The sequence below is a fragment of the Stenotrophomonas sp. GD03819 genome (assembly GCF_029841665.1).
GTDB classification, from domain to species: Bacteria; Pseudomonadota; Gammaproteobacteria; order Xanthomonadales; family Xanthomonadaceae; genus Stenotrophomonas; species Stenotrophomonas geniculata.
In genome coordinates this window covers 112,576-122,902 of the sequence record NZ_JAOCEW010000011.1, presented here as the reverse complement: position 1 = coordinate 122,902, position 10,327 = coordinate 112,576, and the positions used below count along the sequence as shown (strand labels likewise).

Sequence of the window (10,327 nt, the reverse complement as noted above, 5' to 3'; positions counted from 1 at the left end):
AGCGATCAGGGTGGCCAGGGAAGGGCCAGACAACGCCGGCCGGTCGGGGGACCTGCCGGCGTTGTTGTATCGATGCAAAGGCGCGGCCAGCAGGCAGCGTCAATCAGGCGCACCCCGTGTGCCGGCAACTTGGCCGAAACCCTGTGAAACCCGGCATCGGATTGATCCAGCAGGGGTTTTGCCCGGACACCCGTGACCAGAACGGGCCACCATCGATCTTCACATCAATCAAGATCGGCAGAAGGGTCAAAATGAGATAGGGCGCACACTTTAAAGCGGTGCTATGCTCCGCGGCTCACCAGGGGACGCTGGCGGCGGGTGCAGGGAATGACCGGCAGGGGTGCGGCCGAGAACAGTGATGTGACGTCAGGTATCGCCCGGGTGGCGATGGCCGAGATCGTGCACGCGCTGCTGTCCGCTGCCGAGGTGGCATTGTTCGCCAGATTTGCCCGTCCATGCAAGCTTCATGCCGGACAGTGGTTGTTCCAGCGTGGCCATCGCGGCGAACGGATGTATGTGATCCTCCAGGGCCAGATCGAACTGGACTTCGGCGAGGACCTGGTGATCAAGACGCTCGGCCAGCATGAGTTCTTCGGTGAGCTTGGCCTGCTGGTCGGTGATCACCTGCGCAGCGCCAGTGCACGCGCGCTGGCCGACTGCGAAGTACTGGAGCTGGGCCCGGCCGATTTCCATCGCCTGGTGGAATCCGATCCCGGCCTGGTCGCCTACTTCCTGCGCCGCACGATCATGCGCGTGCTGACCAACGAGCAGGCCCTGATCAGCCAGCTGCGCCGGCGCAACCATGATCTGGAAACCGCGCTGGACAATCTGTACATCACCACCCATCAGCTGACCCACACCCGTGAGCTGGTGCGTACCGATGAACTGACCGGGCTGCACAACCGCCGTGGCCTGACCCTGTACCTGCAGGAGTGCCGCGCCGACGGTGACGGGTTGCCGCAGGCCCTGCTGCTGATCGACTGCGACCGCTTCAAGCAGATCAATGATCGTCACGGCCACCAGGCCGGCGACCGTGTGCTGCAGAGCATGGGCAACATCCTGCGCTCGATGGCCGGTGAGCAGGACCTGGCCTGCCGCCTCGGCGGCGATGAGTTCTGCCTGATCCTGCGCCGTGGCAATCACGAGATCGTGCAGCACGCGGCCGAGTTCATCCTCAGCGCGGTGCATGGCCTGCTCGAACGCAGTCATGGCACGCCGCATGTCAGCCTGGTCAGCATCGGTGCCAGCCTGCTGGCGCCGGAGGCCGGCTGGAGCGAGTGGTATGCCAGCGCGGACCGCGCGCTGTACCAGGCCAAGCGCGATGGTGGCAACTGCCTGCGCTGGGTGGATGCTCCGGACGGCCCATAGGGAGATGCAGGCGATGAATGGCGACAACGGAACGTCAGCCCCGCATAGCCCCCAGCTACGCGCCCTGCTGTTCACCGATCTGTGTGATTCGCTGCAGCTGGTCGAGCGGATCGGCGACGTCGCGGCCGCGAGCCTGTTCCAGGAACACGACCGCCTGGTGCTGGTGTTGCAGCACCGCTGGAATGGCCAGCTGATCGATCGCTCCGACGGCCTGTTCATGCTGTTCGAGCGCGCCATCGATGCGCTCGGTTTCGCGCTGGACTACCAGTGCGAACTGCACACGCTGGGCCAGCAGCGTTCGATTGAACTGCGTGCGCGTGCCGGCCTGCATGTGGGTGACGTACTGACCTGGGACAACAGTCCCGAAGCGGTGCGCGCCGGCGCCAAGTCGATGGAAGTGGAAGGGCTGGCCAAGCCGATGGCGGCGCGCCTGATGATGCTGGCACGGCCTGGCCAGATCCTGTTGTCGGCCGTGGCCGAATCACTGACCCGCCGCGCCACCGATGCGTTGGGCGAGCGCGGCGCGCGCCTGCTGTGGAAGTCGCACGGGCGCTGGCGCTTCAAGGGCGTGCCGGTGGTGCAGGAAGTGATCGAAGTTGGCGAGATCGGCTCGGCGCCGCTGCGCATGCCACGTGCCAATGCCAAGGCGCGCCGCGACCTGCCGCTGTGGCGGCAGCCGTTGGTGCTGGCCGCTGAAGGTCTGGTACTGACGGTGGCGGTGCTGGGCGGCTGGCTGCTGCTGCGGCCGGAGCCGGCGATCGCCTTTGCCGAACGCGACTGGGTGGTACTCGGGGATGTCGACAATCTCACCGGTGATCCGATCTTCGACGATTCGATGCGGCACGCGATCCGCATCGCGCTGGAGCAGTCGCGCTACGTGAACGTGCTGTCCGAGGGCAAGATCCGCGAAAGCCTGGAAATGGCGCGGCTCTCGGGCGATACCCGGCTCAACCGGGATACTGCCGTCGATGTCGCTGTACGTGAAGGTGCGCGCGCGGTGCTGCTGCCGACGGTGCGGCAGAAGATCGGTGGCTACGAGCTCGCCATCGACGTCGCAGCACCGGGCAGCGGCCAGGTGATCCAGACGTTCACCGCCACCGCGGATCGATCCGATCAGATGGTGTTCGCGGTGGACGACGTGGTCGGGCGCCTGCGACGTGGCCTGGGCGAATCGGTGGCGAGCCTGGAACAGTCGTTGCCGCTGCCGCGGGCATCGACCCAGGACCTGCGCGCACTGCGTGCGTTTGCCCTGGCCGAAAGCGCACTGGGCCAGCGTCGCTTCGAAGAAGCACGCAACCTCTACCAGGCGGCGATCGATATCGATCCCGGTTTCGCCCTGGCCTACATGGGCGTGGCCAAGCTGCTGGCCCGCACTGCGCAGGTTGCGGACGCGCGTGACGCGCTGGAGCACGCGCTGGCCCAGCAGCAGCGCTTGCCCGCGCGTGAGCGCCTGTACCTGAAGGGCTGGCAGGCCGAACTGGAACCCGGTGGCTGGCCGCTGGAACAGTGGCGTGCACTGGCCAAGATCTATCCGGATTCGTTTGCGGGGCTGTCCAATACCTCCTGGGGGCTGCTGCAGGACAATCGCTTCGCCGAGGCCGCGCCCTATGCGCGCGCCGCGACGGTGCCTCAGGACCCGTTGCGGCTGTATCCGATGATCCATCTGGCGCGGGCACAGTTGGGCCTCGGCCTGCCGCAGCAGGCAATGCGCACCTTGCACCAGGCACAGATGCTGCGCGGCAATGACGAGGCCGACGACCTGGATGTGGACGTGCTGGTTGCGCAGGGCCTGGACGCACAGGCACAGCAGCTGTTGATGCGGTTGCCGCGGGGGGATGACCTGCAACAGCGCATGCGCCTGCGGGCAAACCTGCTGGTGGCTGCGGAGCAGCGTGATTGCAGCAGCCTGCATGCCGCGATCGCTGCGGATGGCCCGGCACCGGATCTGATCGACTACCAGATCCATCAACGGCTGCAACACGCCACCGTGACCACGTTGTGCACGGCCGGCGATGCGAAGGAGCTTGAATCCATCGCCGCCATGCTGCGACCGCTGCTGCGGAAGAACGACGACTCCGCCGTGGGTAGCCGCAGTCTGCAGTTGCTGGCCCTGACCTATCTGGCCCAGCGCCAGGGCCAGCATGCGCTGGCCGCAGAGTGGCTGCGTGACCACGGCGAACTGCTGGAGCGGCAGCGCAGCCCTGTGGTGGGCAAGTGGCGCCGGGTTGTGCTGGCGATGGCCGAACTGGCGCAACAGCGTCCACAAGCGGCACGCCATCTGCTCGAGCCCACCTTTGATGGCAGCGAACCGGTGCAGGCCCATGTTGTGCTGCTGCAGGCATTGCGTGCCGAGCAGGACACTGCCGGCGTGCGCCGCGAGCAGGCCTGGCTGGCCCGGCACCACGGTCAGGCCATTGCCGAGGTGGCGTCCATGCAGGTCTGGCAGCCCCTGAATGTGCACGACATCGCCACGGAGGCGACGTCGGTGCGGGTACCGCGCTGATGCGGACTCAGGCGTTGACGCGCTCGTCGATCCGGTCGGCTTCGAAGCAGAACACCACCGTCATCGAGGCGGTCGAGGCACTCAGGTATGCATGCAGCGAATCGCGGGTGCGGCGCAGCTCCTCGACCGAAGCCAGGGTGCCGATCTTCATGCAGTCGTTCTCGCCAACGGCACCGTCCAGGCCGATCGAGGCCAGGGCCTTGCCCGGCGATGCGGTGAAGTGGTTGCGGAAGTCGTCGTTGCCGATGAGGTGGTCCAGCAGGGTGCTGGCGTCTTCGGCGGAAAGGCGGGGATGGGTGCTCATGGAGATCGTCCGTAGGTTGAGTTTCTCGTATCGGCCGCGACAGCCTGCCATTGAGGGCGGTGGCGTGCATGTCGCTAAAGTTGGCCGCGTCGCGGTCGTTGCTGCTATGCCGGTTGTGCGGCAGAAGGAAGGAAACCCATGCGCCTGCGCCGCTGCGCCAGCCTGATGTTCGAGCCCCGCGAGTCGGTCACCCTGGACCTGCGCGCGATGCTGGCCGGCCAGGCCGAGATGGACAGCCAGATCAGCTGGGTGGCCCTGGCCGCCCATCTGGACCAGCCGCTGCCGGTGGACGCCGAGGAGCGCCAGCTGCTGGGCGAGCTCAGCGCGCACCGCTGGAGCGAACCGCCGGCCGGCACCTCTCCGGCGATGCTGGCGCGCCTGGTCGAGCAGGGGCTGGTGCTGACCGACCCGCCGGATGAGGTCGGGCACCAGATGCGTGATGAGGCATTGCGTCGCAGCCAGTGGTGGCCGTTGGCCGCACTGGCCCATCGCCATGCGCGCTGGCAGGCGGTGGACAGCGTGGAGGACATGCGTCGCCAGGGGCTGGATACCGCTGCCGGCCTGCGCCAGCGGCTGGGGCCGCCACCACCGGTGGTGCAGGCCCTGCAGGGCGACTACCAGCCGTTGCCGCGCAGCGAAGAGGCGGCGTTCGACGCGCTGCTGGCGCAGCGCACGACCTGCCGCAATTTCGACCCGCAGCGCGCGCTGCCATTGCCGCTGCTGGCCCAGGTGCTGCAGCGCACGCTGATGGCCCACGCGGTGCAGAAGGTCGAGCGTGATACCGAGTTCCTGAAGAAGAACGTGCCCTCCGGTGGCGGCCTGCATCCCACCGAAGGTTTCCTGCTGGTGCAGAACGTGGAAGGACTGGCACCGGGCCTGTACCACTACCACCCGGTGCAGCACGCCGTGCTGCCGCTGCCCTCGCCGCCGCCTGATGCATTGCCCGCGCTGGCACGGCGGATGCTGTCCGGTCAGGAGTGGTTCGCCGATGCACCGGCGCTGCTGGTGCTGGCACCGCGGTACGACCGCTGCTTCTGGAAGTACCGCAACCACGCCAAGGCGTATCGTGCGGTGACGCTGGATGTCGGCCACATCTCGCAGCTGCTGTACCTGTGCGCGACCGAGCGTGGCCTGGCGGCATTCGTCACCGCAGCCATCAACGATGCCGATGTCGATCGTGCCTTCGGTTTCGACGGCATCGGGCAGAGCGCGATGGCCATCTGCGGCCTGGGCTGGCGCAGCGCCACGCTGGACACGGCCGAATTCGATCCCGCTGGCCGGGTGGTGGTGGGCGACGACCGCTGAGCGGTCGCCGCCGCGGCGTTCACGCCGCCTCGAAGTCCACCAGTACTGCACCGTCACCCACCTGGTCGCCGGCCTTGGCGCGGTAACCCTTCACCGTGCCGTCCGCCGGTGCCTGCAGCGTGTGCTCCATCTTCATCGCTTCCAGCACCACCAGCGGCGTGCCGCGCTTGACCTCGGTACCGGCGGCGACCAGCGTCGCAACGATCTTGCCCGGCATCGGCGCCAGCAGGCTGCCGGCGTCGGCCACGGCGTGGTCCGATTCACCCACTGGATCGTGCAGGGTGAAACGGTGCTGGCCGTCGGCGCCGAACAGGTACAGCTGGTCACCGTCGCGCAGCAGCTGCAACGACCAGCGGCGCTCGCCCAGCTGCACCGTCAGGCCCTGCATATTGGCCGTGCCGATCACCTGCACCGGCGCCGCATCGTCGCACTGCACGCGCCAGCCATCGGCCTGCGCCCACACCTTCAGCGTGTGCCGGCGCTCTCCCTGCTGCAGCGGCAATACGCGCGGCGCGGACGCGCCAAGGCGCCAGCCGTCCTGCGCCTGCCATGGCGAATGCGGGTCGCGCGCATCGCTGCCGGCACCGGCAGTGCTTGCAACAGCGGCCACGGCGGCCAGCTGCCACAGGGCATCATCCGTATCGCCCGCTGCACTCAATGCCGCCTGTTCGCGTTCGATCAGCGCGGTATCCAGCTTGGCGTGCGCGAACGAATCGGTGTTCACCAGGCGGCGCAGGAAGCCGGCATTGGTGGTCACGCCCACCACCTGGCAGTCGGCCAGCGCCTGGCTCATGCGGCGCAGCGCGGCGTCGCGGTCCACTTCCCAGACGATCAGCTTGGCGATCATCGGGTCGTAGTACGGGGTGATGCTGTCGCCTTCCTCCACGCCGGTATCCACGCGCACATGGGCAGACGGAGCCGGCAGGCGCAGGCGGCGCAGGGTACCGGTGGAGGGCAGGAAGCCGCGGTCGGCATCTTCTGCGTACAGGCGTGCTTCGATGGCATGGCCGTGGATCGCCAGCTGCTCCTGGCGCAGCGGCAGCGGCAAGCCCGAGGCCACGCGCAGCTGCCATTCCACCAGGTCGGTGCCGGTGATGTATTCGGTCACCGGGTGCTCGACCTGAAGGCGGGTGTTCATTTCCATGAAGTAGAAATCGCCGTCCGGGCCGGCGATGAACTCCACCGTGCCGGCACCGACGTAGCCCACCGCGCGCGCGGCATCGACCGCCGCCTTGCCCATCGCCGCGCGGCGTTCTGCACCCATGCCTGGCGCCGGGGCTTCTTCCAGCACCTTCTGGTGGCGGCGCTGCACCGAGCAGTCGCGCTCGAACAGATACACCGCATCACCGTGGCTGTCGCCGAACACCTGGATCTCGATATGACGCGGGCGCTCGACGTATTTCTCGACCAGCACGTGGTCGTTGCCGAACGCCGAGGCTGCCTCGCGCTGGCAGCTGGCCAGCGCATCGACGAAGTCCTCGCTGCGCTCGACTTTGCGCATGCCCTTGCCACCGCCACCGGCGCTGGCCTTGATCAGCACCGGGTAACCGATGGCGTCGGCCTGTTCGCGCAGGAAGGACGGTTCCTGCTGGTCGCCGTGGTAGCCCGGAGTCAGCGGCACACCGGCTTTCGCCATCAATGCCTTGGCCGCGCTCTTGTCGCCCATCGCGCGGATGGCGCTGGCCGGCGGCCCGATGAAGGTGATGCCGGCGGCGGCGCAGGCATCGGCGAAGTCGGCATTCTCGGACAGGAAGCCGTAACCGGGGTGGATCGCCTGCGCGCCGGTCAGGCGTGCGGCGTCGAGCAGGGCATCGCCGCGCAGGTAACTTTCACGTGCAGCGGCCGGACCGATGTGGATGGCTTCGTCGGCCAGGCGCACGTGGCGCGCGTTGCGGTCGGCATCGGAATATACCGCCACGGTGGCGATGCCGAGGCGGCGGCAGGTGGCGATGACGCGACAGGCGATTTCGCCGCGATTGGCGATCAGGACTTTGGTGAACATGGCAACAGGCTCGGTCATGGCACGGGTTACATGCGGAACACGCCGAAGCGCGTCTGCTGCGGGGCGGCGTTGAGGCTGGCCGACAGCGCCAGGGCCAGTACGCGGCGGGTGTCGGCCGGATCGATCACGCCGTCGTCCCACAGGCGCGCGCTGGCGTAGTACGGGTGGCCCTGCTGCTCGAACTGCTCGCGGATCGGTGCCTTGAACGCATCTTCCTCCGCTGCCGGCCACTGGCCGCCCTTGGCTTCGATGCCATCGCGCTTGACCGTGGCCAGAACGCTGGCGGCCTGTTCGCCGCCCATCACGCCGATGCGTGCGTTGGGCCACATCCACAGGAAGTTGGGCGAATAGGCGCGGCCGCACATGCCGTAGTTGCCGGCACCGAACGAGCCGCCGATGACCACGGTGAACTTGGGAACCTTGGCGCAGGCTACTGCCATCACCAGCTTGGCGCCGTCCTTGGCGATGCCGCCCTGTTCGTACTTGCGGCCGACCATGAAGCCGGTGATGTTCTGCAGGAACACCAGCGGGATGTTGCGCTGGGTGCACAGCTCGATGAAGTGCGCGCCTTTCAGTGCCGACTCGGAGAACAGGATGCCGTTGTTGGCGATGATGCCGATCGGGTAGCCGTTCAGATGCGCGAAGCCGGTAACCAGTGTTGCGCCATAGCGCGGCTTGAACTCGTCAAAGCGCGAGCCATCGACCAGGCGTGCGATCACTTCGCGCACGTCGTAGGGCTTGCGCGTATCGGCGGGAATCACCCCATACAGTTCATGCGCCGGCAGCAGCGGTTCCTCGGGCGCCTGCACCGCCATCGCCGGCTCCGGCTTGCGCCAGTTCAGCTGGGCGATGATCGCGCGCACCCGTGCCAGCGCCTGCAGATCGTTGTCGGCCATGTGGTCGGCCACGCCGGAGATGCGGGTGTGTACGTCGGCACCGCCCAGTTCCTCGGCCGTCACCACTTCACCGGTGGCGGCCTTCACCAGCGGCGGGCCACCGAGGAAGATCGTGCCCTGCTCGCGCACGATCACCGTCTCGTCGCTCATCGCCGGCACGTAGGCGCCACCGGCGGTGCAGCTGCCCATCACGCAGGCGATCTGCGGAATGCCCTGCGCCGACAGGTTGGCCTGGTTGTAGAAGATGCGGCCGAAATGATCGCGGTCGGGGAACACCTCGTCCTGCAGCGGCAGGAAGGCGCCGCCGGAATCGACCAGGTAGATGCACGGCAGGTGGTTCTGCTCGGCGATCTCCTGCGCGCGCAGGTGCTTCTTCACCGTCATCGGGTAGTAGGTGCCGCCCTTGACCGTGGCATCGTTGGCCACGATCACGCATTCCACGCCGCTCACGCGGCCGATGCCGGCCACCACGCCGGCGGCGGGCACGGCATCGTCATACATGCCGTGCGCGGCCAGCGGCGCGATTTCCAGGAAGGCGCTGCCGGGGTCGAGCAGGGCGTCGATGCGGTCGCGCACCAGCAGCTTGCCGCGTGCGGTGTGCTTGGCGCGTGCCGCCTCGTTGCCGCCCAGTGCAGTGCGGGCAAGCGTGGCGTGCAGGTCGTCGACCACGGCCTGCATGGCCGCGCGGTTGCTTTCAAACGTTTCGCTGCCCGGTTGCAGCTGGCTGTTCAGGACGGTCATCGCGGTGGCCTTACAGGGTGCGCTGGAACAGTTCGCGGCCGATCAGCATGCGGCGGATCTCCGAGGTGCCGGCGCCGATTTCATACAGCTTGGCGTCGCGCCACAAACGGCCGGTCGGGTATTCGTTGATGTAGCCGTTGCCGCCCAGGATCTGGATCGCCTGGCCGGTCAGCCAGGTGGCCTTCTCGGCGGCGTACAGGATGGCACCGGCGGCGTCCTGGCGGGTGGTACGGCCCTGGTCGCAGGCGCGCGCCACGGCATAGACATACGCACGGCAGGCGCCCAGGCCCACGTACATGTCGGCGATCTTGGCCTGGATCAGCTGGAAGCTGCCGATCGCCTCACCGAACTGGTGGCGCTCGTGCACGTAGGGCATCACCACGTCCATCGCCGCGGCCATCAGGCCCAGCGGGCCGCCGGACAGCACCACGCGCTCGTAGTCCAGGCCGGACATCAGCACGCGCACGCCGCCACCGATCTGGCCCAGCACGTTTTCTTCCGGTACTTCGCAGTCCTGGAACACCAGCTCGCAGGTGGGCGAGGAACGCATGCCCAGCTTGTCCAGCTTCTGCGCGGTGGAGAAGCCCTTCATGCCCTTCTCGACCAGGAACGCGGTGATGCCCTTGGCGCCGGCGTCCATGTCGGTCTTGGCATAGACCACCAGCACGTCGGCATCCGGGCCGTTGGTGATCCACATCTTGTTGCCGTTGAGCACGTAGCGGTCACCACGCTTGTCGGCGCGCAGTTTCATCGACACCACGTCCGAACCGGCACCCGGCTCGCTCATCGCCAGCGCGCCGACCAGGCTGCCGTTGCACAGGCCCGGCAGGAAGCGCTGTTTCTGTTCTTCGTTGCCATTCTTGCGCAGCTGGTTCACGCACAGGTTGGAGTGCGCGCCGTAGGACAGGCCGATGCCGCCGGAAGCACGCGAGATCTCTTCCATCGCCACCACGTGGGCCAGGTAGCCCATGCCGGTGCCGCCGTATTCTTCTTCCACGGTGAGGCCGAGCAGGCCCTGTTCGCCCAGCTTCGGCCACAGGGCCAGCGGGAACTGATTGGTGGCATCGGCCTCGGCGGCCAGCGGTGCGACCTCGGCGGCGGCAAAATGGGCCACGCTCTGGCGCAGCAGGTCGATGTCTTCGCCAAGGTCGAAGTTCAGGGATGGCACGTGCATTGTGGTGGCTCCACGGCGGGATGGCAGGAAATGG

At 67.5% G+C, this 10,327-nt stretch carries 7 protein-coding genes; 3 read left to right on the top strand and 4 right to left on the bottom strand.

Annotation, left to right across the window (positions count from 1 at the left end):
- Positions 1–327 precede the first annotated feature (327 nt).
- A complete protein-coding gene (locus N5D45_RS08845; RefSeq protein WP_019337655.1) occupies positions 328–1,368 on the top strand; it encodes a GGDEF domain-containing protein in 1,041 nt (346 codons plus the stop codon).
- A gap of 4 nt (positions 1,369–1,372) precedes the next feature.
- Complete coding sequence (locus N5D45_RS08840) at positions 1,373–3,871, top strand: putative peptide modification system cyclase (protein ID WP_164192494.1); 2,499 nt, start codon at positions 1,373–1,375, stop codon at positions 3,869–3,871.
- Positions 3,872–3,878: 7 nt separating this feature from the next.
- Here the strand turns inward: N5D45_RS08840 and N5D45_RS08835 are convergent, their stop codons facing one another.
- Positions 3,879–4,175: an NHLP-related RiPP peptide gene (locus tag N5D45_RS08835; RefSeq protein ID WP_010487062.1), complete on the bottom strand. Its 297-nt coding sequence runs from the start codon at positions 4,173–4,175 to the stop codon at positions 3,879–3,881.
- Positions 4,176–4,313: 138 nt separating this feature from the next.
- Between N5D45_RS08835 and N5D45_RS08830 the strand changes: the two genes are divergently transcribed.
- Positions 4,314–5,480 (top strand): putative peptide maturation dehydrogenase, encoded by a 1,167-nt coding sequence (locus tag N5D45_RS08830; RefSeq protein WP_010487060.1) that lies wholly within the window; start codon positions 4,314–4,316, stop codon positions 5,478–5,480.
- A 19-nt stretch (positions 5,481–5,499) separates the two neighbouring features.
- On the opposite strand, the gene N5D45_RS08825 is transcribed toward N5D45_RS08830, so the two are convergent.
- The 3 genes from N5D45_RS08825 to N5D45_RS08815 are packed head-to-tail and all read right to left on the bottom strand — an operon-like array spanning position 5,500 to position 10,293.
- Complete coding sequence (locus tag N5D45_RS08825; protein ID WP_279938758.1) at positions 5,500–7,482, bottom strand: acetyl/propionyl/methylcrotonyl-CoA carboxylase subunit alpha; 1,983 nt, start codon at positions 7,480–7,482, stop codon at positions 5,500–5,502.
- A gap of 26 nt (positions 7,483–7,508) precedes the next feature.
- The gene (locus N5D45_RS08820) at positions 7,509–9,119 is read right to left on the bottom strand and encodes a carboxyl transferase domain-containing protein (protein ID WP_043400628.1); all 1,611 of its coding nucleotides are present in this window, start codon (positions 9,117–9,119) and stop codon (positions 7,509–7,511) included.
- Positions 9,120–9,129: 10 nt separating this feature from the next.
- The gene (locus N5D45_RS08815; RefSeq protein WP_279938757.1) at positions 9,130–10,293 is read right to left on the bottom strand and encodes an isovaleryl-CoA dehydrogenase; all 1,164 of its coding nucleotides are present in this window, start codon (positions 10,291–10,293) and stop codon (positions 9,130–9,132) included.
- Positions 10,294–10,327 lie beyond the last annotated feature (34 nt).

What these genes read in the sequence shown, in the direction of transcription:
- N5D45_RS08845 (WP_019337655.1), top strand. Translation starts at nt 328, where the DNA reads ATGACCGGCAGGGGTGCGGCCGAGAACAGTGATGTGACGTCAGGTATC.
- N5D45_RS08840 (WP_164192494.1), top strand. Translation starts at nt 1,373, where the DNA reads ATGCAGGCGATGAATGGCGACAACGGAACGTCAGCCCCGCATAGCCCC.
- N5D45_RS08835 (WP_010487062.1), bottom strand. Translation starts at nt 4,175, where the DNA reads ATGAGCACCCATCCCCGCCTTTCCGCCGAAGACGCCAGCACCCTGCTG.
- N5D45_RS08830 (WP_010487060.1), top strand. Translation starts at nt 4,314, where the DNA reads ATGCGCCTGCGCCGCTGCGCCAGCCTGATGTTCGAGCCCCGCGAGTCG.
- N5D45_RS08825 (WP_279938758.1), bottom strand. Translation starts at nt 7,482, where the DNA reads ATGTTCACCAAAGTCCTGATCGCCAATCGCGGCGAAATCGCCTGTCGC.
- N5D45_RS08820 (WP_043400628.1), bottom strand. Translation starts at nt 9,119, where the DNA reads ATGACCGTCCTGAACAGCCAGCTGCAACCGGGCAGCGAAACGTTTGAA.
- N5D45_RS08815 (WP_279938757.1), bottom strand. Translation starts at nt 10,293, where the DNA reads ATGCACGTGCCATCCCTGAACTTCGACCTTGGCGAAGACATCGACCTG.